The 24,578-nt window shown below is 56.3% G+C and carries 20 protein-coding genes; 7 read left to right on the top strand and 13 right to left on the bottom strand.

The window, feature by feature from the left end:
- Positions 1-75 precede the first annotated feature (75 nt).
- From lysS to COMA2_RS07920, 5 genes are all read left to right on the top strand, one after another.
- Positions 76-1,560, top strand: a complete 1,485-nt coding sequence (gene lysS, locus COMA2_RS07940; RefSeq protein ID WP_090896273.1) for a lysine--tRNA ligase — start codon at positions 76-78, stop codon at positions 1,558-1,560.
- On the top strand, positions 1,560-2,837 hold the full coding sequence (locus tag COMA2_RS07935) for a lipoprotein-releasing ABC transporter permease subunit (protein WP_090896271.1): 1,278 nt from the start codon (positions 1,560-1,562) through the stop codon (positions 2,835-2,837). The genes lysS and COMA2_RS07935 overlap by 1 nt, the downstream gene beginning before the upstream one ends.
- A 6-nt stretch (positions 2,838-2,843) precedes the next feature.
- The gene (locus tag COMA2_RS07930) at positions 2,844-3,509 is read left to right on the top strand and encodes an ABC transporter ATP-binding protein (protein WP_090896270.1); all 666 of its coding nucleotides are present in this window, start codon (positions 2,844-2,846) and stop codon (positions 3,507-3,509) included.
- Positions 3,510-3,628: 119 nt separating this feature from the next.
- Positions 3,629-4,774 (top strand): conjugal transfer protein TraF, encoded by a 1,146-nt coding sequence (gene traF, locus COMA2_RS07925; protein WP_090896268.1) that lies wholly within the window; start codon positions 3,629-3,631, stop codon positions 4,772-4,774.
- A 48-nt stretch (positions 4,775-4,822) separates the two neighbouring features.
- A complete protein-coding gene (locus COMA2_RS07920) occupies positions 4,823-5,395 on the top strand; it encodes a hypothetical protein (protein WP_139077184.1) in 573 nt (190 codons plus the stop codon).
- A 64-nt stretch (positions 5,396-5,459) separates the two neighbouring features.
- Here COMA2_RS07920 and COMA2_RS07915 read toward each other — a convergent pair whose 3' ends face one another.
- Complete coding sequence (locus tag COMA2_RS07915; RefSeq protein ID WP_090896262.1) at positions 5,460-6,047, bottom strand: hypothetical protein; 588 nt, start codon at positions 6,045-6,047, stop codon at positions 5,460-5,462.
- Between the two features lie 730 nt (positions 6,048-6,777).
- On the opposite strand from COMA2_RS07915, the gene COMA2_RS07910 reads away from it, so the two are divergent.
- Positions 6,778-7,893 (top strand): acyltransferase family protein, encoded by a 1,116-nt coding sequence (locus COMA2_RS07910; protein WP_090896260.1) that lies wholly within the window; start codon positions 6,778-6,780, stop codon positions 7,891-7,893.
- A gap of 417 nt (positions 7,894-8,310) precedes the next feature.
- Here COMA2_RS07910 and trpA read toward each other — a convergent pair whose 3' ends face one another.
- The 8 genes from trpA to COMA2_RS07870 form a co-directional block, all read right to left on the bottom strand.
- Positions 8,311-9,114 carry a tryptophan synthase subunit alpha gene (trpA, locus tag COMA2_RS07905; protein ID WP_090896257.1) on the bottom strand — a complete coding sequence of 268 codons (804 nt, stop codon included), beginning with the start codon at positions 9,112-9,114 and terminating at the stop codon, positions 8,311-8,313.
- A complete protein-coding gene (trpB, locus tag COMA2_RS07900; protein ID WP_090896254.1) occupies positions 9,111-10,298 on the bottom strand; it encodes a tryptophan synthase subunit beta in 1,188 nt (395 codons plus the stop codon). Before trpB ends, trpA begins: the two co-directional genes overlap by 4 nt.
- 53 nt (positions 10,299-10,351) lie before the next feature.
- A complete protein-coding gene (locus COMA2_RS07895) occupies positions 10,352-10,978 on the bottom strand; it encodes a phosphoribosylanthranilate isomerase (protein WP_090896253.1) in 627 nt (208 codons plus the stop codon).
- An 8-nt stretch (positions 10,979-10,986) separates the two neighbouring features.
- Entirely contained in the window at positions 10,987-11,814 is an 828-nt protein-coding gene (gene trpC, locus COMA2_RS07890; RefSeq protein ID WP_090896250.1) for an indole-3-glycerol phosphate synthase TrpC, read from the bottom strand.
- A gap of 7 nt (positions 11,815-11,821) precedes the next feature.
- Positions 11,822-12,835, bottom strand: coding sequence for an anthranilate phosphoribosyltransferase (gene trpD / locus COMA2_RS07885; protein ID WP_090896248.1), 1,014 nt, complete (start codon positions 12,833-12,835; stop codon positions 11,822-11,824).
- A gap of 41 nt (positions 12,836-12,876) precedes the next feature.
- On the bottom strand, positions 12,877-13,440 hold the full coding sequence (locus tag COMA2_RS07880) for an anthranilate synthase component II (RefSeq protein WP_090896247.1): 564 nt from the start codon (positions 13,438-13,440) through the stop codon (positions 12,877-12,879).
- Between the two features lie 70 nt (positions 13,441-13,510).
- Positions 13,511-15,007, bottom strand: coding sequence for an anthranilate synthase component I (gene trpE / locus COMA2_RS07875; RefSeq protein ID WP_090896244.1), 1,497 nt, complete (start codon positions 15,005-15,007; stop codon positions 13,511-13,513).
- Between the two features lie 9 nt (positions 15,008-15,016).
- A complete protein-coding gene (locus COMA2_RS07870; RefSeq protein WP_090896240.1) occupies positions 15,017-15,661 on the bottom strand; it encodes a LysM peptidoglycan-binding domain-containing protein in 645 nt (214 codons plus the stop codon).
- 230 nt (positions 15,662-15,891) lie between these two features.
- Here COMA2_RS07870 and ligA point away from each other — a divergent pair, with 230 nt between their 5' ends.
- Positions 15,892-17,952 (top strand): NAD-dependent DNA ligase LigA, encoded by a 2,061-nt coding sequence (gene ligA, locus COMA2_RS07865; RefSeq protein ID WP_090896238.1) that lies wholly within the window; start codon positions 15,892-15,894, stop codon positions 17,950-17,952.
- Here the strand turns inward: ligA and COMA2_RS07860 are convergent, their stop codons facing one another.
- The 4 genes from COMA2_RS07860 to COMA2_RS07845 form a co-directional block, all read right to left on the bottom strand.
- On the bottom strand, positions 17,953-19,218 hold the full coding sequence (locus COMA2_RS07860) for a hemolysin family protein (RefSeq protein ID WP_090896236.1): 1,266 nt from the start codon (positions 19,216-19,218) through the stop codon (positions 17,953-17,955).
- Between the two features lie 252 nt (positions 19,219-19,470).
- The gene (locus tag COMA2_RS20120; RefSeq protein WP_175304461.1) at positions 19,471-20,145 is read right to left on the bottom strand and encodes an SPOR domain-containing protein; all 675 of its coding nucleotides are present in this window, start codon (positions 20,143-20,145) and stop codon (positions 19,471-19,473) included.
- A gap of 121 nt (positions 20,146-20,266) precedes the next feature.
- Positions 20,267-20,677: an ACT domain-containing protein gene (locus COMA2_RS07850; RefSeq protein ID WP_090896235.1), complete on the bottom strand. Its 411-nt coding sequence runs from the start codon at positions 20,675-20,677 to the stop codon at positions 20,267-20,269.
- Positions 20,678-20,925: 248 nt separating this feature from the next.
- Entirely contained in the window at positions 20,926-24,462 is a 3,537-nt protein-coding gene (locus tag COMA2_RS07845) for a vitamin B12-dependent ribonucleotide reductase (RefSeq protein ID WP_090896232.1), read from the bottom strand.
- Between the last annotated feature and the right edge of the window lie 116 nt (positions 24,463-24,578).

The following is a 24,578-nucleotide window of genomic DNA, read 5'->3' as shown; positions in this document are numbered from 1 at the left end:
TCGTGAAGCGTATTTCGCGAATCTGAAGGATCTTCGCTTGCGAGCGACGAGATACGAACGACGGACGACGATGCCATGGACGAACTGAACGAACAGCGGCAACAACGGATCAAGAAACTCGAGCTCCTGCGAGAGGCCGGCGTCGCTCCGTACGGCAGCCGCTTCGAGGTCAAGGATCGGGCTGGACAATTACTCAAGCTGCATGGCGAGAAGACGAAGGAGACCTTGGAGCAAGAAAAGGTCTCATGCACCGTCGCGGGACGGGTCGTCGCCTTGCGGCGTTTCGGGAAGGCCGGGTTTGCCGTGCTGCAAGACGGATCCGATCGCCTCCAGGCATACCTCAAGAAAGATCTTCTCTCCGCGCAGGCCTACACCGTCGTCGAGCAGCTCGATCTCGGCGACTGGATCGGCGTCACGGGGACGTTGTTCCGCACAAAGACGAACGAGTTCACGGTCGAGGTCCGCCATCTGACGTTTCTCAGCAAAGCCCTCCGGCCGCTCCCCGAAAAGTGGCATGGGTTGACGGACGTCGAAACCCGCTATCGACAGCGCTATGTCGACCTGATCGCCAACCCCCAGATCCATCAGATTTTTTCGACCAGGAGCCGTATCATTGCGGGCATCCGGACATTTCTCATTGAACGAGGGTTCCTGGAGGTCGAAACGCCCATGATGCATCCCATTCCCGGGGGAGCGGCGGCCAAGCCCTTCGTGACGCACCACAACGCGCTCGGCGTCGATCTCTACCTGCGTATCGCGCCGGAGCTGTATCTGAAGCGCCTGATCGTCGGCGGATTTCCACGCGTGTTCGAGATCAACCGCAACTTCCGGAATGAGGGCATCTCGACGATCCACAACCCGGAATTCACGATGCTGGAGTTCTACGTCTCGTACGCGGATTATCACGATCTCATCACGCTCACTGAAGAACTGGTCTCGAGCCTGGCTCAACAGATTTTCGGCAAGACGGTCATTCCGTACCAAGGGAACGAGATCGTCCTCACGCCTCCATGGCGTCGCTGGTCGTACCACCAAGCCGTCCTCGAGGTGAATAATCTGGACCCCTCGGTCCTCCAAGACCGAGAGCAGGCATCGGCGGCCGCCAAACGGCTCAATGTCCCGGTGGATCCGAAGGCGTCGTTGTTCACGATCATCAACGAGATTTTCGAGGAAACCGTCGAGCCTAATTTGCAACAACCCACGTTCATTACCGATTACCCGATCGAGATTTCTCCGCTCGCCAGGCGGAAGGATACGGACCCGAACCTGACCGATCGCTTCGAGCTCTACATTGCCGGGCGAGAAATCGCGAACGCCTTTTCCGAGTTGAACGATCCGCTGGACCAACGCGAGCGGTTTGAAGGCCAGGCGGTTCAACGGGAGGCGGGCGATGAAGAGGCCCATCTCGTCGACGAAGACTTCCTCCGCGCTCTTGAATTCGGAATGCCGCCGACCGCCGGAGAAGGGATCGGGATCGACCGATTGATCATGCTGTTCACCGATCAAGCCTCCATCCGCGACGTCGTGCTTTTCCCCCAGCTCAGGCCAGAGAAATCCTAGTGACGCTTCCCTATGAAATCTTCGTCGGACTCCGCTACCTGCGCGCCAAGCGCCGCAATCGGACCATCTCGCTGAATACCTTCGTGTCGGTGGCCGGGATTACGCTGGGCGTGGCCGCGCTGATCGGGACCGTCGGCATCATGACCGGCTTCCGAGAAGACATTCAGAGCAAGATTCTCGGGACGACGGCCCATATCATCGTCCAGGAACGAATGAAAGAGCACATGACCGACTATGACCGTCTGACCGACAAGATCCAGACGGTCCCCGACGTCGTCGCGGCCACGCCGTTTGTGTTCCGCCAAGTGCTCCTCACCGCGCAAAGCGGGGTCCAAGGGATTATCCTGCGCGGGATCGATCCGAAACGAGAAGCCAATGTCACCGAACTCGCCAAGAACATCACGGCGGGACAGCTGCTCGACCTGCTCACCCCGGTGAAAGTGATGCAGGCCCCGATCGACAATCCTCAAGGCGACCTCCGCGCCGTTGAAAAGCCCGGCATCATTCTCGGCAAAGAACTGGCGCTCAGGTTGGGGGTGTTTGTCGGCGACACGGTCAATGTGGTCTCTCCCGTCGGCCCGATCAGCGCGATGGGGATGGTGCCCAAGATCCGCACGTTCGCCGTGGTCGCCCTATTCCATTCAGGAATGTTTGAATACGATTCTTCCTTTGCCTACATCGAACTCAGCGAGGCGCAGAAATTTTTCAACCTGGGCTCGAGCGTGACCGGCATCGAAGTCAAAGTCACGGATGTGTTTCGCGCCGGAGAGATCGCCCACACGATCGAACAGGAGCTGGGATTCAGCCATGGGGCCAGAGATTGGATGCAGATGAATCGCAACCTCTTCTCGGCCCTGAAGCTGGAGAAGACGATGATGTTTCTCCTGCTGGTCTTGATCACGATCGTGGCCTCATTCAACATCGTCAGCACCTTGACGATGATCGTCACGGAGAAGCAGAAGGAAATCGCGATCCTCAAAGCGATGGGCGCGACGAAGCGCAGTATTCGGCGCATCTTCATGCTGAACGGATTGATCATCGGATTTGCCGGGACAGGCATCGGCATTCCGTTGGGCTACGCGTTTCTCTGGTTGATTCAAACCTTTTGGACGTTCGACCCGAGCGTTTATTACATCTCGAGCATTCCGGTTCATGTGCTGGCCGAAGACGTGTTCCTTGTCGCCGGGTCCGCCATCCTGATCAGCTTTTTAGCCACGGTCTATCCGGCCAATCAGGCCGCGAAGCTGGAGCCGGTCGCCGCGTTGCGGTATGAATAGATTCGCATGATCAAAGTCACCGATCTCCATAAATCCTTCTCGATGGGGTCTTATGAGCTGCCCGTCCTCAAGGGGATTAACCTTGAAATTCAGCGCGGCGAGCTGGTGGCGATTGTGGGAGCCTCCGGAGCCGGCAAGAGCACGTTGCTTCACATTATTGGGACCCTTGATCAACCGACCGACGGGACGGTCACATTCGACGGGCATGACCTCTTTCGAATGACGGATCCTCAACAGGCGGAGTTCCGGAATCGGCGTATCGGATTCGTGTTTCAATTCCACCATCTGCTGGCCGAGTTCACCGCATTGGAAAATGCCTGCATGCCGGCCCTCGTCCAGCGGCGCGAACCCGCTTCCGTCAAAGCCGACGCGACAAACCTCCTCACGGAAGTCGGATTGGGGGATCGCCTGCATCACAAACCAGGAGAACTCTCGGGCGGCGAGCAGCAACGTGTCGCCATGGCGCGCGCATTGATACAGAATCCTGACTTGGTCTTGGCTGATGAACCAACCGGCAACCTTGACACGCGCAGCGGGGACGGGCTGTTTGGATTGATGCGCAGCTTGAACAAAACACGTGGAACCACGTTCGTCATCGTGACCCATAACGACAAACTCTCCGCCCAATCCGACCGCATTATTCATATGCGGGATGGACAAATTGTTTCGTGATCCCTCGGCACACACCTCTCCTGCGCGCCTTCCCGACCGGTGAACAGGCCGTGATTTCTTGACGAAGAACCATTCCTTCTCTAGACTCGCAAGACTGCTGATTGATTCGAGGATCTGACATGCGCTGTTCGCCATGGCTCCGAATGGCCATCGTGCTGGTGGCCTCAGCGTGGCCGTCGTACGGTTTGGCAGCCGAGTTTGTGATCGTGGGGCCTCGCGCGATGGGGATGGGAGGCGCCGGAGTCGCCGTCACGACCAATGGGTTCGCTACCTACTGGAACCCCGCCGGCTTAGCCATGACCCAGACTGTGGATATCCGAGTCCAGGGGGGAGGGTTGGCGATCGATCGCCGCGGCTTGGGCGATGCCCTGCACGATCTGGAGAATTTTACGACCAGCGACACCTCGCCGGGCAATTTGGCGAGAGGTCAGAGCATCGCTGATCGTATCAATCAGCCGGGCGCGACGGTGTCGGTCAACGGATCGGCCGGTCTCTATGTGAAAGGGCATCTCGGCGAACATGCGTTTGGATTCAACGTGTCTGACGTGGCAACCGGCGGTGGGTTTGTCTCAACCCCGGTACAGGCCTCTCAACCAGGCGGACCGGGAACTCCCATTACCGTGGCGGGCCAGATGTCGCTTCGCGGTCTCGAAGCCAGGCAACTGGCCTTTTCCTATGCCTATGCCTTTTCCGACAAGACCTTTGCGGTCGGCATCACGGCAAAGGTCATCCAGGGCGCTGCGTACAACGGTTCGACGGACCTCACCGGCGGAAGCGGTGTCAGCACGACCGATCATTTCGGCAAACCAAACATCTCAACGACCTATGGTATTGACCTTGGAGCGATCTATCGTCCATCTTCATGGGTGAGATTCGCGGTCGTGGCCAAGGACATCAACAAACCGACGTTCGATGCCGCCGGTGGAGGCGAATTAACACTGGAACCACAGGTCCGATTCGGCGTCGCAATCAATCCGTACTCTTCTCTCACGTTGTCGGCCGATGTGGATGCGACCTCGAACAAGACCTTCGTCCCGGGGGTGAAGAGCCAGCTCTTGAGTTTAGGGCTCGAGCAAACGATCTTATCTGAGTTTCTTTCTTTCAGGATCGGCACCTTCAAGAACATGCAGGATGCTTCCACTCCCTTTGTTCCCACGGCTGGGCTGGGCATCCGATGGTTTAATTTTCGCGCCGATGCCGGAGGGGGGTATGACTTCCGGGAAAAAGGCGCCCTGGTTTCTGCCTCTATTTCAGTGACATTCTAATGGTATACTAAACCCATGCTGTCTCGGTCATCTGCGCATATCGCATCCATGATAATGCTCGTCGCACTGCTCGGAGGCTGCGGCGGTTTACAGGAAGTGTGGGAAGGCCCCGGCGCGAAGGTATTTCGACCGCAGACCATCGCCGTATTGCCGCCGATGGCCAGCCAATACGACAGCGCTCGCGAAGACATTCAAGAGGTCCTGGCCGGAGCCCTCAACCGTCAAGGAAACATCGAACGGGTCGTCTCGCCGGAGAACGTGACGGATATTTTTCAGGCCTCAAAAGAGGCGTTCGATTCGCTCGTGTTTTACTTCTCCCGATTGGAGATGACCGGTCAATCCGATAAAGAGTCGGCCATCAAGCTCGGAAAAGCGCTCAACGTCGACTCCTTCCTGGTGGTCCGCGTCAATTCTTGGGAATATGTGCGCAAGGAAGGAGATAACGTCGGACGAGTGGGCCTGAGCCTCCGACTCATCGATGCCACGACCGGCACGACGGTCTGGAAAGCGCGCCATGAACGGTCCAGCAGCTATATGTTCATCAAGCCCAGCCTAAAGGACATCGCCAAAGAACTCGCCGACGAGATGATCAAGTACATGCCTCCGCAAGCAAAGCGGTAGATTCCCTTGTCACTATCACGACCAAACGTCCTAGCAAAGACTTCTGGAACCTGTATCCGTCCTGCTAACTCGCCCATCTGAGTCTGACGTCATCCACGGTAGGATGTGGGACAATTGCCATACTTACCAGAATCAAGAGTACGTCACGTAGTTCCCACGAGAGGGAGCGATCATGAGGTATAGAATTGTCATACAGGTGAGTATGGCAATGGCGATGCTTAGTAGCGGACCGACCTCCGCCCAGGCTGTCTTCCCCGAGACCGAATTCAGTCAGGGATTCACGGAACCGCGACGCCCGTGGCGCGAGGTGCAACAGAACACGCAGGAGCTTCGTGAAGGTCATCGTAAGCCGCACGATGAACGCCGTGACAACCAAGATATCCAGGGCGACCGGCGGGATCTCCGGCAAGACGAAGCAGTGGTTCGCCGTGATCGGCAACAGCCTCGGCAGGATGTACGGGACCGAGCCAATGTGGGACAGCTTCATCAAGATCGGCGAGACCTGCACCACGCCCGTCAGGAACTCCCATACGACCGACAGGACCTTCAAGCCGATCGGCAGCATCGTCGGGAAGACCGCCACAAAGCCCGGAAGGATCGACGCAAGATGCATCACGATCGGAAAGACCTGCGAGCCAACCATCGAGCGCATCGGTGAGGTGTCTCCTCGTCCAATGGGGCAGGATCAGCGAATAGCCCTATGGACCGTTGTTTGCCCAACCCCTAGCGCCTAGATCCTTTCAGATAAATTTCTGAGAACACACAAGAAGAGAAAGATAGAGGATCAGGCCTGGATCAACCACTGTCTCGGAGAAACGCAATGCGACTGATCGTCGCATAGTGCAAGCCCACGGCACGGCCGATCTCCAAGAGGCTATGGCTGGCCGGCGAGTGGTCATTGCGCCGTGACCGATCGATGCAAATCCTCGATCCGAAGAGTTGAATGAGCATCGGTCGTGAAGCAAAACGCTGCCGTCAGGGGAATCTCGTTAAAGAGACGCATATCTTGAAGCCTAGGCGCCGGACCTTCGACGAACCGCTCGCGGTCGACTAGTACCCGGCCTTGAAGCTCGTCCCATGGGCGAGCTTTGGCTAATCCCTGCCGATCATTTGATGGATCTTTTCAGAGGACAATCTGATCACGCATTCGGGTTTTATCCGATAGGCACATTTCACTTCATTCTTATATGCTTTCTACAGCTAGTTTGACGAATTTCTTCATAAGTTAGATCAGGGCTCCGGAACACTCTTGTGATAGATTGATGCACTGCCGCTGAACCCTACGAGGGAAAGCCTGAATCGGAACCGCAAGCTGATGAGGAGACAATGCCAAACGCTCTTCTTGAACTGTTTCGTTCAGGGATGGCGAAGGATATGATCTGGTGAAGATACGCATAGCCAGCATAGAAAGTTTTCGGGTGCTCGCCATCTTTGCGGTGATCCTCTGGCACACCTCCACCTTTGTCCCTAATCTCTCACGGTTCGCAGAGGGGCACCTCCCTGTAGTCCTCGCCGGACCCGTCGTCCTCACCGGGCATTTACTCTGGTGGATGGGGTTGCCGTATTTCTTGATCACAGCCGGATATTTTTTCCGGCAATCAGCATTGCCACACGAAGATTTCATTGCTCACTTTCTTCGATATACTTCCCCTCTCGGATGGTTACTCTTCGGATGGCTGTGCATCTACATCGTGGTTCCGTCAAATTGGCCTACCGAGGTCCTTAGCCATGGCTGGTGGCAACCGTTTTACTCGGCAGTTCAGAAGAACATACATATCCTCGCCGACAAACATATCCATCTTTTCCTAGAGGGAGGGCGCCCGGTCTGGCATCTTTGGTTCCTACCCGCTCTCATAGCCAGCCTTGCCGCTTTGACATTGGTTGCGGTTTTTCAACTGCAGAAGTACCTGATTCATTTGATTGTCATCCTCTACGTCTTGATACTCGCTGAGGAATTCATTGGTGGAGATCCCTTCAACTCGGCCATTTATCTTGGGAAATGGATGCTGGCCATTCTCCTCACAGCCCTTGGGTGGTGGCTTGCAGAACGAGAACAGCCCTCGATGGCCATGGCGTGCAGTCTGATTGTAGGAGGGTATGTTTTTACCATAATCGAAGGGACAGTCATGCGGTCTCTGTTTCAGAGTTCATACCTGGTCATTCAGAAACACGCCTTCTTGGGGGGCATTGCCCTGAGCATAGGTATCTTCCTCCTGGCGCTCGCGAAGCCTACATTGGGTCAATCGACTCCCCTCCCTTTCCTGGCCCGATTCACCTTGGGAGTCTATGTGTCCCACATTCTGGTGATGTATACGCTTAGACCGATCCTATGGTCGAAACTGGGGAATTGGCCCTTGAGAGAAGTTCTTGGTGCCCTTGTGGTCTATGCCGTTTCAGTACTCGTCACGCTTGGTGTAGGGAAGGTGCCTATAGCCAGATATTTGGTAATGAAGCCTGTTCGGAAGCAGCCACGAGCAGTTATCGGGGACGCCAACTGACCGGCAAAAACCTTCAGGGTGACGGCGAGGACCAGAGATCACATGCAGCCTCCTAGCAGGCTGCGGAAAACGCTGTGCGCATGCACCTAATAAGCTCCATGTTGAGCAACCAGTCCTCTTTTCTTGAAGGCCGCGGCTTTGACTAGATTGCGATGCCCACCAGGTTGTAGACGGTGGCGAAGGTGAACATCCAGCTGACTCGCCGCATGTTAAAATCCTATCGTCAGATCTTGGATCCTACATAGCGGAGCATTGACCATCCACCACATAACTATCCCTACGACAAGGTTTTCTCCCTTGTTAATTGTGCATCTGTCGGTGCGGAAAGCTGATCGATCCTATGGCTAGTCAGAATGTTCGCCGTAACCGTCTCAGCGATCCTTCTTTGGATTGGAAAGTCGATTCGTGTGTGGCTAGCTAGGCCGGCGCCATCGCGGCTTTGAGCGACCGCACAAACTCAGCGACGTGCCCGACCATCCCAGGATCTTGCTGGTGGGACGCAATGCGTTTCACAATGGCGCTGCCGACGATGACGCCATCCGCCATTTTCGAGACCTGCGCGGCATCCTCGGGCGTTGCGACACCGAAGCCGACGGCGACGGGAGACGCCGAGACTTTCTTGAGCTTTTGAACATTCTGTTGGATGTCCGTCACGTTGCTGAGCTTTGCCCCGGTAATACCGGTCAAGGAGACGTAATAGACAAACCCGTGCGATTCTTCCGCCACAAGTTTTCGTCGGATGGGTGTGCTGGTCGGCGCGAGCAAGAAAATGAGCGGCAGACCGGCAGCATCGGCGGGACCTTTGAGCGGCCCTGCTTCATCCGGCGGCATATCCGGCACGATCAAGCCATCCACGCCGGCAGTCGTCGCAGCCGTACAAAACGGCTCGTACCCCATCGCATGGATCGAGTTGTAATACAACATAAGGACGATCGGGATCTCTGTGCGCTGCCTGAGCGACTTCACGGAATCCAGGATCTTCCGCAGCGACGTGCCGCTCTTCAACGCCCGCTCGGCGGCCTGCTGAATCACCGGCCCATCGGCAATTGGGTCTGAAAAGGGGACACCCAGTTCGATGATATCCGCCCCGGCCTGTTCCAAGGCCACCACTAACTGTTCCGTTTCTGCCAACCCAGGGTCCCCCGCCATGAGATAGGCAATGAGCGCTTTCTCGCTCTTGTCGCGCAATCGCTTAAACGTCGCTTCCAGCCGCCCCCTCATAGCTCAACTCCTCGCATCCTCGCCACTTGCTGCACATCTTTATCTCCACGACCGGAAAGGTTGGCGATGATCACCTGTGACTTTTTCAGTGTGGGTGCGAGCTTGATGACATGCGCAATGGCATGGGCGCTTTCCAACGCCGGCACAATTCCTTCTTCACGAGCCAGCAGATCAAAGGCCGCCAACGCCTCGGCATCCGTCGCAAAGGTGTAGTCGATCCGGCCTTGGTCACGGTAGAGGCTATGCTCCGGACCAACCGCCGCATAGTCCAATCCCGCCGAGACGGAATGGGTCGAATTGATCTGCCCATTCTCGTCTTGAAGCAGATAGGTCATGGTGCCTTGCAAGACCCCCGGCTTCCCGCCGGAAAACCTTGCCGCATGTTTTCCACTCTCGATCCCAAGCCCCCCGGCCTCCACTCCGATCATCTTGACCTTGAGGTCGCGGAGGAACGCATGGAACAGACCGATCGAGTTGCTCCCTCCCCCGACACAGGCCACCAGATAATCCGGCAACCGTTGTTCAGCGGAAAGAATCTGCTTCCGCGCTTCTTTGCCGATGATCGCCTGGAAATCGCGGATCATCATGGGATAGGGATGCGCGCCCAACACCGACCCGAGAATGTAATGTGTGGTCCGCACGTTCGTGGTCCAATCGCGCATCGCTTCGCTGATGGCATCCTTGAGGGTGCGGCTGCCGGCATTGACGCCGGTCACCGTCGCGCCCAATAAACGCATGCGGAAGACGTTCAGCGCTTGGCGCTGCATATCTTCGGTGCCCATGTAGACTTCACACTGCAAGCCGAACATGGCAGCCGCCGTTGCGGTTGCAACACCGTGTTGACCGGCTCCCGTTTCGGCGATGATTCGCGGCTTCTTCATGCGCAAGGCCAGCAAGACCTGCCCGATCGCATTGTTGATCTTGTGCGCGCCGGTATGGCACAGGTCTTCCCGTTTCAGGTAAATTTTTGCCCCGCCCAACTTTTTCGTCAGCCGATCGGCACGATAGAGACTCGTAGGGCGCCCAACATACTGTTTGAGATAATAGGCAAGGTCCGATTGAAATCGGCGGTCCTTTTTTGCCTTGGCATACTCTGTCTCCAGCTCCAAAAGCGCCGGCATGAGGGTTTCGGGCACATACCGCCCACCATAAGCTCCGAACCGGCCATGGCTGTCTGGAAGCATTGGCATGGAATCAACCCCTCCTCAATGGATTTCCGCGAGTATAGCCATGGCGATCAGAGGGGCACAAGTCTCGCCGCCTCGATAAAAGTTTTCACCTTGTCAGGATCCTTCTTGCCAGGGCTCTTCTCCACACCGCTGCTGACATCAACTCCATAGGGACGGACCGCTCTGATCGCTTCTGCGACGTTTGTCGGATTCAACCCCCCAGCCAGAATGATCGGCGTCGAGCGAGCCGCCTCCTGAGCCAATGTCCAATCGACTGTTTGCCCCGTGCCGCCATAGGCCTGGTCCGAAAACGCATCAATGAGAAACCCTCGCACATTCGCGCACCCTTGAAATTCAGCCAGGGCGAGAAATGTACCCCGGTCCTTCAGCCGAAAGGCCTTCAGAGCCGGACGTCCGAGGGTCTGACAATAGAGAGCTGATTCATCTCCATGGAGCTGAGCCAAGGCAAATCCACATTCGTCCATGAGCGCTCGAACTTTCTCCGCCTCTTCATTGACGAACACCCCCACAGGGAGCACAAAAGGCGGAAGGCCCGCCACAATAGCCCTGGCCACCGCCGGCTCGACAAAACGGGGGCTTTTACGATACATGACAAACCCCAAGGCGTCCGCGCCAGCCTTGACCGTCACGGCCGCGTCTTCGACATTGGTAATCCCGCAGATCTTGATTTTCATGTTGAAGTTTAGCCGGCCCCTTCACTGCGCGCAGCCAAGCCAAGCAACTCTCGAACTTTGTCTGCTGTGTGCTCCGCGCGAATGAGCGACTCTCCGATCAACATGGCATGGACCCCTGCCTCGGCCAGCTTAGTCACGTCATCCCGACCCTGAATCCCGCTCTCACTGATGATGAGCCTATCGGGAGGAATTCGTTTCGCCAAGCGAAACGTCACATTGAGGTCGGTGGTGAACGTGTTCAGATCCCGATTGTTGATCCCAATCATCCTCGCAGCGGGAATCCACTCTAGAACCGTATCCAGCTCTCTCTCATGATGGGTTTCAAACAGACTATCCATGCCGAGTTCCGTGGCTAGGGCATGGAAATCCATCAGTTGGCGCCGCTCCAACGCCGCCACGATCAGCAAGACGGCATCGGCGCCGTGGGCCCGCGCCTCATAAAACTGCACGTCGCCGACCATGAACTCCTTATTGAGCGCCGGAATCGGCAAGGCTTGTTTGATCTCTTTGAGATACCGAAGGTCGCCTTGGAAAAAGTCCTTGTCGGTCAAGACGGATAGGGCCGCTGCCCCATGCTCCCGGTATGTTCGCGCAAGCCCCAAATAATCGAACGTGTCCGAAAATTCTTCTCGTAACAGCCCCAGGCTCGGCGACGCTTTCTTGATTTCCGCGATCAAGGCCGGGCCGGCAGGAGACCTTGTGGCATCCAGGGTGACGGCGAACCCAAGAGCCGGCGGAGCATCCCGGATCGCCGCCTTGAGGTCGGCCAGATAGGAACGGCTCTGCTTATGCCTCAGTTCGGCTCGCTTGTGCTCAAGGATGCGATCGAGAATCATGCATCACTCACGCCTTCTTGGTGAACGCAATGAGCCGCTCCAGCTTCTCGGAGGCGGCACCCGAATCGATGGTCTGCTGCGCAAGACGGAATCCATCTTTGAGTGTCTTCGCTTTTTGACCGACGACCATCGCAGGCGCGGCGTTTAGGCACACGATGTCCCGCCTCGGCCCCTTCCTGCCCTGTAGAATCTCTTTCGTCATTCGCGCGTTTTCCTCCGGCGAACCGCCGGCGAATTCTTTTCGCGCCGTACGCCGGACCTCGAATTCCTCCGGCGCGATAAAATAACTCGACACGACACCACCCTTGCCTTCAGCCACTTTCGTCCGGTCCGACAAGGTGATCTCATCCAGGCCATCCAGGCCGTGAATCACGAAACAATGTTGGGTTCCTAGCTCCAGGAGAACACGCCCAAGAATATCGGTCCACTTCGCATCGTAGACCCCAAGCACTTGATGGGTGGCCCCGGCCGGATTCGCCAGCGGACCGATCACATTCAGAATAGTCCGGATTCCCATTTCCTGGCGCACGCCCGCGCATTGTTTCATCGCGCCGTGATAGAGCGGCGCGAACAAGAAACCGATACCGACTTCGTCGATACAATCGGCCACACGACTTGGCTCGATGTCGATCGTCACACCGAGCATGCTCAGGAGATCCGCGCTGCCGGACCTTGAGGACACGGAGCGATTTCCGTGCTTGGCCACGGTAATGCCGGCCCCTGCGACCACGAATGCCGCGGTCGTGGAAATATTGAACGTATCGGCCCCATCCCCTCCCGTTCCGCAGGTATCGACAACGATCGACGAGCCGACTCTGATTCGGATCGCTCGTTCCCGCATGGCGCGCACCGAACCGACGACTTCAGCGACCGTTTCACCTTTTTGTCTGAGCGCCATGAGATAGGCGGCCATCTGAGCCGAGGTCGCGGCCCCATCCATGATCTCCAACATGATCGTCTCGGCCTCTTGCGCGGAAAGATCGGTTCGGTCGGCTAATTTGGCAAGCGCGTCTTTGATCATGAGACTCTCAGTAAAGGAGATCGGTGGCGGAATGCATTCTGTTAGAGTTTCAAGAAGTTTCGGAGCAGGTCTTTCCCGACGGTCGTCAGAATCGATTCAGGATGGAATTGGACCCCTTCGACACCCAGCGTCTTATGACGGATTCCCATGATCTCACCTTCGGCGGTCTCGGCGGAAATCTCGCAACACTCCGGGAGAGTACCTCGATCGACGATAAGGGAATGATAGCGCGTCGCGTCGAAGGGATTGGGCAACGATTGAAAGATGGTCTTGCCGTCGTGCTTGATCTGCGACATCTTTCCATGCATCAAACGCGGAGCGCGAACGACTTCTCCTCCGTAGGCAACGGCCATCGACTGATGCCCCAGGCACACGCCGAGAATGGGCAGCTTCCCCCCGAACCGACGGATCGCGTCGACTGAAACACCCGCCTCCCTTGGTGTGCACGGCCCCGGGGAAATCACAAGACGGCTCGGCTGCAGTTCCTCGATCTGGTTGAGCGTAATTTTATCGTTTCGATAGACCTGCACATCTTCCCCCAATTCTCCGAGATACTGGACGAGGTTGTACGTAAAGGAGTCGTAGTTATCGATGACCAATAGCATGGGTGTCACTCGTCGCTCGTGAAGCGTATCTCGTACGTATCCTGCGCTTCACGATTCACGAACCACGTTCTCATTCCAGCCCCTGTTCCGCCAGTTCGATCGCCTTCATCATGGCTCGGGATTTGTTGCAGGTTTCTTCATACTCATGTGCCGGATTCGAGTCAGCGACGATGCCCGCCCCGGCCTGGATGAAGGCGCGACGACGCGAGACCACCACCGTACGGATATTGATGCACATATCCATATTCCCTGAAAAACTGATGTAGCCGACGGCGCCGGCATAGGGGCCACGTCTGGTCGGCTCAAGCTCCTCGATGATTTCCATCGCTCTGATTTTCGGCGCGCCGGAGACGGTACCGGCGGGAAAACACGCCTTCAGCACATCATACACCGTCTGGTCCGGGCACAACTTGCCTGTGACATTCGAAACCATATGCATGACGTGCGAGTATCGCTCGACATTCATCAGCGACTCGACCTGGACGGATCCCCGTTCAGCCACGCGACCGACATCATTGCGTCCGAGATCCACCAGCATAATGTGCTCGGCCCGCTCCTTGGCATCGGCAAGAAGACGACGCTCCAATTCCACATCTTCCTCCGTCGTCGCGCCACGCCGTCTTGTTCCGGCGATCGGACGTACCGAGACCAACCCGTCCTCACACCGCACAAGAATTTCCGGAGACGAGCCGACCAGTTCAACCCCCGCAATTCGGAGGTAATACATGTAGGGCGACGGATTCACAAGGCGCAAGGCCCGATAGAGTTGAAAGGGGGGAGCCTGGAGGCTCGTTTCCCATCGTTGCGACAAGACACACTGAAAGATGTCTCCGGCCTTGATGTAGTCCTGCGCGCGAGACACGATCTTCTCAAAGTCCGCCTGGCTCATGTTGGCCGTGAAACGAATCGGAGTTCGCCGACGCCTCGGCCGGGCTGGTCGAAGCGGTCGACGGATTCGGGCAATCATCGCTTCAATCCTGCCGGTCGCGTCACGATAGGCCGAACGAATATCCCGTTCCGACGGAGACTTCACGTAGGCGTTGGCGACGACCTTGATCTTCTGCGATACGTTGTCGAAGATGAGCAGCGTCTCGGTCAGTAAAAATGCAAAGTCCGGAACCTTGAGTTGTTCCTTCCTGCGAGTGGGAAGATCCTCGAACGTCTGCACCATATCATAGCCGAGGTATCCGACGGCTCCGCCTACGAAACGAGGCAAATCTGGAACGGTGACGGGGCGATATGTCTCCATGATCTCCCGCAGGCGGTCCAGCGGTGCGCCTCGACTGGGGATCCGGCGTCGATGAGCCCCCTCCTTCACGCACAGATCGCCGTCATCCTCATAGATGACAATGGGAGAGCCACTCCCAAGAAACGAGTACCTCGCCCACTTTTCTCCCCCTTGAATACTCTCCAGCAAATAGGCGGAAGGACCGTGATCGATCTTGGCAAAGGCCGAGACCGGCGTGTCATGGTCCGCCAAAATTTCACGGAATAAGGGAATGAGATTGCCCTGCTTGGCGTAGGTGCGAAACTCATCCAACGTGAGTGAATAGATCGCTGCCCGCATGTCGTTCGCTTATTCGACCCCCACCAGGAGCTTCTGTCCGATCTCGACGATGTCATCCGGCAGTTTATTCAGCTTCTTGATCTTATCGACCTCAATGCCATACCGCCTGCCGATGCTATAGAGCGTTTCCCCGGCTTTGACCACATGCACCATCCCTGGCGTGACCTTTATCGGAGCAGCCGGCTCGGTCGCAGCCGCCAGACCTTTCTCTGAAAGACTGCCTCCGCTCCGACCGCCGGAAACAGCTTTCGGCAGTTCGACTTTTTTCGGTTTGGCGGAAGAAGAAGGACCTTTCCGCTGCATATCCTCCAACGCTTTTCGTTCCAGCACTGTCGCTTCCCTGATCGCCTCCGCCTCCTCTTGAAGGCGCCCCATCTGCTCGCGTGCAAGCTGTACCTGCGCGGACAGCTCACGATTTCTCGACTCAAATTCAGTCAGTTCGGCCTTGGTGTGCCTGATCTCACTGTCGAGCTCCGCCGTCCGTTTCTCTTCCTGTGCCAGGAGACGCTGGAAATTCAAGCTTCTCGCCTTTTCTGCGTTGTATTTTTCTTCCAACACGACACACCCACTTGCCGACAAACCGCTGCAGAGCAATATCCCTAGTACAACCATCCCGCGCGCGCGATCGCAGACCTGCCGCTCTCCCTTCCCCATATATCCTCCTTTGCCCAGGCGCTTTGCCGACTTCGGACCTGCCGAAGATGCTTAGAATAGTGGCCACTGCTGCGAAAGTCAAAGCGGACCGGCCCCATCGGATTTGACCGTTTCGTAACCCCTATGCTACGGTCGGCACGACTCAGCCCTCTCTCCTTTCTCATGCCAAATGTCGTCTGTCATGGCACTGTAGCAACAATCGCGAAGGCATCACCTCATTGAGCGCAACAATGCCGCAAGATTCACCCTCTAGCGACTCTCCATCCCCTTCGCGACCCGCTCGCCCCGGGCAGGAGCGACTCGCCCAACTCAGGAGCCAAATCCGGCACCACGACTACCTCTATTACATCAAGGACCACCCCGAGATTTCCGATGGGGAGTACGATCGGTTGTTCCGAGAATTGACCGACTTGGAACGGGCGTACCCGGAACTGGTTACCCCTGATTCCCCAACTCAGCGTGTCGGAGCTGCGCCTCGGGAAGAGCTCGGCAAGGTCCGGCATGAACATCCCATGTTGAGCCTGGATTCCTTAGTCGATCCCGACGAAGTCCGAGCCTTCGACCAGCGGATGAAACGGGAGCTGAGCAGGGACCAAATCGACTACACGGTCGAGCCAAAATTCGACGGGCTGTCGGTTGAACTGGTCTACGACCACGGGGCGTTTGTCCGCGGCGCAACCCGTGGTGACGGACATGTGGGCGAGGATATCACCATCAACCTCCGCACGATTCGATCGCTCCCGCTCCAGTTGCAGACAGGCGCATACCCGGACCACCTGGTTGTGCGAGGCGAGGTGTACATGCGCCTCTCCGACTTTCATGCGCTCAATCGGCGAATGACCGAACAGGGGAACGACGCCTTTGCCAACCCACGCAACGCCGCCGCGGGCTCTCTTCGGCAGCTCGATTCGCACATTACCGCGTCACGGCCGCTCGTCGTCACATGCTATGAAGTGACGGCGATGACCGGATCCTATCCCCCGTCTCACTGGGCTGAACTGGAAATGTTGGTCATGTGTGGGCTTCCGGTCCCTACCCTTCGCCGACGATGCGAAACCATCGACCAGGTCTTGACGTTTCACCGAGAAACAGAGGGCCAGCGCGACAATCTCCCCTATGAAATTGACGGAGTCGTGGTCAAAGTCGATCGCCGAGACTGGCAGGCCCAACTGGGCATGAAATCCCGAAGTCCTCGTTGGGCCATCGCGTTTAAATTTCCTCCTCGGAAGGAGATCACGGAGGTACAGGATATCGTCATCTCCGTTGGTCGAACCGGAACCTTGACTCCTCTCGCCCTCCTGAAGCCGGTGGAAGTAGGCGGCGTCACCATCAGCCGAGCGACGCTACACAATGCCGACGAGGTCGCAAGAAAGGACATCCGGATAGGCGACACGGTTCGAGTCGAGCGCGCGGGGGATGTCATTCCGGCGATCGCTGAGCGTATCCCCGTCTCGAATGAAGTCAGGGCAGATCCGTTCCAGATGCCACATCACTGCCCGATATGCGGTTCTGCCGTGGCAAGAGAGGGTGCCTACGTCTACTGTACAGGCCAAGCCGCCTGCCCCGCCCAGCTGAAAGGCGCCATCGAACACTTCGCATCGAAGGCCGCTCTCAACATCGACAGGCTGGGCAAAAAAACGGTCGCCCAATTGGTCGAACACGGCCTTGTGAAAGATCTATCCGACCTCTATCGGCTAAAGCCTGAACAACTTCTTGAGCTTGAGGGGTTCGCGGAACGGTCATCAATCCTCCTCTTTGAGGCCATCGCTCGAAGCAAACATGTCTCGCTCGACCGATTTTTGATGGGCCTGGGAATCCGCCAAGTAGGGCAGCACATCGCCAAAGTGCTCGCGAAAGAGTTCGGCTCTCTTGATGCCATTATGTCGGCTGACTGCGACCGCTTTCAGACAATCCGTGAAATTGGTCCTGAAATTTCTGAGAGTTTGGTCTCCTACTTCCAAGAACATTCGAACCGACGGGTCATCGACGAATTGCGAACACTCGGTGTGTCGATCGATGAGACCCCCCCGGCTCAGAGCCAGGCGGTTTTGCCTTTTTCAGGAAAGAGCTTCGTATTCACCGGTGGATTGGCAACGCTGACAAGAGATGAGGCCAAGGCCTTGGTCGAACGGTTGGGCGCCACGGTGTCATCCGGCGTCAGCAAGAAAACAGGCTATGTCGTAGCCGGCACAGACCCTGGCTCCAAACTCGAACAGGCTCAGAGATTGGGGTTGATGGTGCTTGACGAGCGGGATTTCTTAGACTTGATCGAGCAACAGAAGAAAAGCTAGTCACACCGAAGCTTCGACCGGCACAGGCACTTTCTCATCCTTGAAAATTTGCACGCTTCGTATCGAGCGTGGATCAGCTTCGTGAACGATCAATCGGCAGTTCTCAATGCGGAGTTCTTCTCCTGCCTGCGGAATGCGACCGAGATTTTCCTGGATCAGCCCTCCGATGGTCAGCGCTTCCTCTCCAAGCTCGACTTTCAGAAAGTCGTTCACCTTACGAACTTCCGTCCGTCCATGGACCAGGATTTGGTTTTTTCCGATCCGTTTGATGAGTTCTTCCGTGATATCCGTCTCATCGACAATCTCACCGACTACCTCTTCGAGGAGATCCTCGAGGGTCACCAGCCCCATGACTCCGCCGAACTCATTCACCACAATCCCCATATGCCGCTTTTCCTGCTGGAACTGCTTCATCAAATCGTCCGCCGTCTTGCCGGCCGGGACGAAGAGCGGAGGATGGGCGATATCCCGGAGACGCAAATCGGTTCTCCCTTTGGCCAACTCGGTCAGCGCTTTCGTCTTGTAAAGAATTCCGGTAATGTTATCGAGCATGCCGTCATAGAGCGGAATTCTGGAGTATTTTGAATTATAGAGCGGCTCTTGTGCTTCCTTGAGCCGAAGGTTCCCGTCAAGAGAAAACACGTAGATGCGCGGCGTCATCGCATCTTCCGCCGTGATATCTTTCAGCTGAAACACATTCTTGATCATTTTGACTTCTTCCGATTCCAATTCGCCGGCCTTCCCTCCTTGGTCGAGCATAATTTTCAGCTCTTCCTCTGTTACCAAGGGAAGCGTCAACCCCTTTCCTCCCGTCAAACTGTAGATCAGAGGAACGATTAGAAAAAGAAGCGGTCTCAACATGACCTGAACCCAATAGATAGGGTAAGCCATATTCAGCGTCACGGGCACGGAGAATTTTGCCGCCAGGGTCTTTGGGATAACATCCACTGACACGAGGAGCACGAAGGTCAGGATACCGATCATGACGGCGATCGCTTCTTCAAGCGCACTCTTGCCCCCATAGGCATTCAATGTGATGAAGGTGGCGAACATGGGTGTCGCGGTACTGACGAGGCGATCACCGACGAGAATGGTCGAGAGGAGCTTTTGAGGGTCGCTCCTCAACTGGAGGGCTTTGGCTGCTCGTTTACTTCCGTTCTGCGCCAATGCCTTCAGCCGGGTTTCGTTGACCGAAAAGAAGCCGATCTCGGCTGTAGAAATAACGGCGGATAACCCTATCAATCCTAATAGGATGAGGATGTCCATCGCAGTAGTCTATTAGGGACGTTGGACCAGTATGGCTGGCCTGATGAGAAGCCGGGCGTCTTCCAGAGGATACCTCTTGGTCCACCCTTCAGAGGATCGTACGATTAGGATAATCGAACTGCTTAGAATAGAGTCCACAGCTGATACATCTATCACAGGGATCAAATGCAGGCAAGTAATTCAAAAAATGTCACTTGAAAATCAACTGGTTCCAGATAGAACTTCCAGGGGCGGCACCCCGCCCTTCCAGGGTCAGCCATCATCCCGAACCACAAACGAGTGTAGGTTAAAGGTGCGATCGAGCCGACCCACGGCTATCTGAGCCTCGGATTCGATCAAAAATCGACCGATTTGAACTCGGTACCGGCGCCCTTCTGGAAGATCGACCTGAATGATACGCCCATCGGCAAAATCTCGTTGAACGTGTGCCAACAGCGCCCTGGCATTCTGAAGGGCGGTGAAGGCACCGACTTGTACCCGTAACACCCCCATCCCTTCGGGTTGAGGATGATAGTCCACAACTCGAATTTCGACCTGGTCGGTTCCGTTGCCGACCATCCCGAGGACTTGGGCGCCGGCCAGCGAAAGGTCTAAAATTCGCCCCTTCGCGAACGGCCCTCGATCATTAATCCTGACTGTAATGTGGCGACCAGATATCAACGAATGAACAATCGCGACGGACCCAAGCGGCAGCGTCCGATGAGCAGCCGTCAATTTGTACATGTCGTACCGCTCTCCGTTAGCCGTCCTGTTCCCATGAAAACCAGGACCATACCACGAGGCCGTCCCTCGCTCTACAAAGCCGACAGGATATCCGATGAAGCGATCAACGGAACGGAGAGTTACGGTACAACCCTGGTAGAGGGCGGCACTCAGTCCGATCACGATGATGGGCAGAGTAGATTTCGTGAGCGGCCTAACGCACATTATTCATGACCGTTCGTGGAGAAATCGCGAAGCCGCCACGCGAGACAGGTGCACGGAGCCCGGATGGGCCGACACGTGCTTGAAATAGTACGTCGAGGTCACGAGGGGAGGGTCCGCTTGATCAAAACTCGTCGAGCGACTGATTGCGTAGAATGGCCAAGGCTCTGTCCGTATTGGAAACGGTCAGAACGACGATCGCCCGCTTCCCTTCCCGTGAAGGCGTGCAATAGCCGCACTTGATGTTGATCCGGCTCTTCATCAAGGTATCCGCCACTTTCCTCAGCGCCCCGGGCTTATTCTCAAGACTCAGAAGGAGCGCGGTTTCTTCGCCGAACTTGATCTTCGCCGCCTTAAGGGCCGCGCGAGCGCTGTCCAAGTCCGCGACCAGAAGCCGCAACTTGCCCGTTCCCATCACCTCCGGCGCGGAGAAGGCCTTGATATTGACTCCGGCTTCACCGAGGACCGCCGTCACTCTGGCAAGGGCGCCCGGTTTACTCTGACCACTGATAATAAGTTGCGTTGTTGTCGGCATAGTAAGACTCCTTGTGTACCTCCGGCGTCAGGACTTTTTTCGCTTCGCCGAGCGAGCGGCTCGCAACGGAGACCACGACCCACAATGATACGATATGACGCGAGAGGACGCCGATCTCACGCACGGTTTTCGATCCCGTAACCCTAACGACATACAGACGCCGGCACCCGATCGAACGCGGAGGAACCGCCGCTTTCTACACCAACGACACAATGACGGCCGCCTACTCCGCATTCGTACCCTCCTCTTTATGAACATCCACTTGTTGCACCGCACGTCACACACTTGAGGCAGGTGCCGTTACGAACCATGGTAAATTGCTTGCACTCTTGACAGGGATCGCCTTCATACCCCTTGACCTTGGCCTCTTTTGCGTTTTGGACCTCCGTCAGCGTGACCGTCTCGCGCATGATCTCCACTTGTCTGGCCACACTGTGTCCATTGCCATGACCATTTCCTTTGCCGCCGTTCCGACGGATGGGAAGATGTTCCGTAATAATGGAAGATTTCGCCAGTGCATCAAGGTCCGCTTCTTCCTCGAAGCATTCGGGATCCATGTTGTCTTTTTTCATCGAATCCATGCGGAGATCGTCTTCCTTCACCTGCGCCAGATCATACCGGTCGAGATACGTCACAGCCAATTCACGGAAGATATAATCGATGATCGACGTTGACATTTTGATTCGATCATTCAATTTCACGGGACCGTTCGGCTCAAACCGGGTAAAGACAAACGCCTCAACGAATTCTTCCAGCGGCACGCCGTGCTGAAGTCCCAAAGAGATGGCGATCGCAAAACAATTCATGAGGCTTCGGAACGCCGCTCCTTCCTTGTGCATGTCCAAAAAGATTTCTCCGACCGTCCCATCCTCATATTCACCGGTGCGCAGGTACAGCTTATGTCCCCCGACAATCGCCTTTTGAGTGTATCCGCTTCGTCGACTTGGGAGCGGGCGTCGCTTGGCGAGATACCGAACGAGCACCCGTTCAGTGATCTTCTCCGCCATCCCCATCACGCCGGTGGCCGTCTCCACGGCCTTTCCACTGTCCGTCGAAGCGCTCAACGGCTGACTCAGTTTGGACCCATCACGATAAAGAGCGACCGCTTTGACCATGCTTTTCCAGGCAAGCAAATAGGCCGCCTTGACGTCTTCGAGCGTGGCATCGGCCGGCATGTTGATGGTCTTGCTGATCGCGCCGCTGATGAACGGCTGCGCCGCGGCCATCATGCGGATATGCGCATCGACGGCGATGGAGCGTTGCCCGATTCGACCGCATCGATTGGCGCAGTCGAACACCGCGAGATGCTCGGCCCTCAAATACGGGGCGCCTTCCACCGTCATCGTTCCGCAGCAGAAATCATTCGCGGCAGCGATCTCTTCTTGCGTAAAACCGAGCGTCTTCAGCATGTTGAAGGTCGTTTCATTCAGCTGGGCCTCGGTCATGCCGAGCTTTTCCACGCAAAACGCCTCTCCCAGCGTAAACTTATTGAAGACGAACTGAATTTCAAAAGCTTGCCCCAAGCTGCCTTCCAAACGATCGAGGGCCGCGTCGTCGAATCCCTTTTGACGCAGCGTGTCGTGATTGATGAACGGTGCGCCCTTGAGCGTCCGAGCCCCGACACAATACCGAACGATATCCTGCGCTTGCTGGTCCGTGTAGCCGAGGTTGGCCAGCGCCATCGGCAAGCTCTGATTGATGATCTTGAAATACCCGCCACCGGCCAGTTTCTTAAACTTCACCAGCGCAAAGTCCGGTTCAATCCCCGTGGTATCACAGTCCATGACCAACCCAATCGTGCCGGTCGGCGCGATGACGGTCACTTGTGCATTGCGATATCCATAGGCTGTCCCTAATTCAAGCGCATGGTCCCACGCTCGTCTGGCGGCGAGGAGCATATCGGGAGGACAATGCTCGGGGCGGATTCCCGCCGGAGTGATCGTCAGGCCTTCATAGTCCACATGAGACACCTGGTATGCAGCCCGACGGTGATTGCGGATGACCCGCAGCATGTGCTCTCGATTGTTTGCGTATCCCGGGAAGGGCGACAATTCGGCAGCCATTTCAGCCGACGTCCCGTAGGCTTCCCCGGTCATGATGGCCGTGATGGCTCCGCAAATCGCCAAGGCCTTGGGCGAGTCATATGGAATCCCTTGCCGCATGAGCACGGTGCCCAAATTTGCATACCCCAACCCAAGCGTCCGGAACTGATAGCTCTTTTCGGCGATGGAGCGGCTCGGGAAGGAGGCCATCAACACGCTGATTTCTAACGCGATCGTCCACAGCCGAACGGCATGGCGAAAATGTTCCAGCTCGAATTGCCCATCGGCGGTATAAAACTTCGTGAGATTCAGGGATGCGAGATTACAGGCCGTATCATCCAAAAACATGTACTCGGAACAGGGATTCGACGCGTTGATCCGACCGTCCTCCGGACAGGTATGCCACTCGTTGATGGTGGTATCGTACTGAGTCCCTGGATCCGCGCAAATCCACGCCGCCCACGCGATCCGGTCCCACAGCTCCCGTGCCTTGATGGTCCTACAAACCTTGCCGTTCGTTCGGCGCTTGAGTTGCCAGTCGCCGTCGGCTTCGAGGAGGGCAAAAAACTCATTGGGAATCCTGACGCTGTTGTTGGAGTTTTGGCCGGAGACAGTCTGATAAGCCTTCCCATCCCAATTCGTGTCATATTCGTGAAAGACGAAATGGGTGAAACCTTGCTGCGCATAAGAAAACATTCGTTGGATATAGGCCTCGGACACCAGATCCCGACGGGCCAATGTCAGCGCCTCACATAAGACCGGATTGGTCTTCTGATCGAGATCCAGCCTGAGAGCGCCCTCGCCATCGACCGTATGACAAGCTTTCAGCACGGCGTTGAGGCGCTGCGCGCAAATCTTCGACCCCGTCACCATCGCTGCGACTTTTTGTTCTTCGATGACTTTCCAATCGATGAATTCTTCGATATCCGGATGATCGAGGTCCAAACAGACCATCTTAGCGGCACGGCGCGTCGTCCCTCCGGATTTGATCGCTCCGGCGGCTCGATCGCCGATCTTAAGAAATGACATAAGGCCCGAAGACTTCCCGCCGCCGGAAAGCCCTTCGCCGTCCCCACGCAGTTTCGAAAAATTGGTCCCGGTCCCGGATCCATACTTGAACAACCGCGCTTCCCGAACCCAGAGATCCATGATCCCGTTTTCATTCACAAGATCGTCCTCGATTGATTGAATGAAACAGGCGTGCGGCTGAGGATGTTCGAACGCATTGGTGGCTTTCACGACTTCACGAGTCGAGGGATCGACGTAATAATGTCCTTGCGCCGGTCCCGATAACCCATAGGCGTAATGAAGGCCTGTATTGAACCACTGCGGTGAATTAGGCGCCGCCATTTGACGCGCCAGCATGTAGCACATCTCATCGTGAAAGGACTCGGCATCTTCCGGCGTCTTGAAATATCCATAGGACTTGCCCCAATGGGTCCAGCACCCGGCCATGCGCTCGAAGACTTGACGGGCGTCTCGCTCGCCACCCAACACCGGCTTGCCGTCTGAGCCGACGAGCGGCTGACCGTTCGGATCGCGCTGCGGCACTCCAGCCTTCCGGAAGTACTTCTGGGCCAATATATCGATGGCCAGCTGCGACCAGGCCTCAGGAACATCGATATCATCGAGCTTGAAGACGGTGGATCCATCGGGATTCCGAATCTCGGACGAACGCTTCACAAAGGTGATCCCCTCGTAGGGATTCTGGCCGCGACGGGTAAATCTTCGATCAATTCTCACGGTAGCCCTCCTACGGAGTGGAAAAAAATGTACGTTGAGCGCCTGTAGGTTCCAATGGATAGCTACATATAGTTATCATAAATTTTTGTCAACACCAAGTATTGTGGATCATTGGG

Origin of the sequence: Candidatus Nitrospira nitrificans (assembly GCF_001458775.1) — a bacterium.
In the GTDB taxonomy this organism is placed as follows: domain Bacteria; phylum Nitrospirota; class Nitrospiria; order Nitrospirales; family Nitrospiraceae; genus Nitrospira_D; species Nitrospira_D nitrificans.
This window is presented reverse-complemented; position numbering and strand designations above follow the sequence as displayed.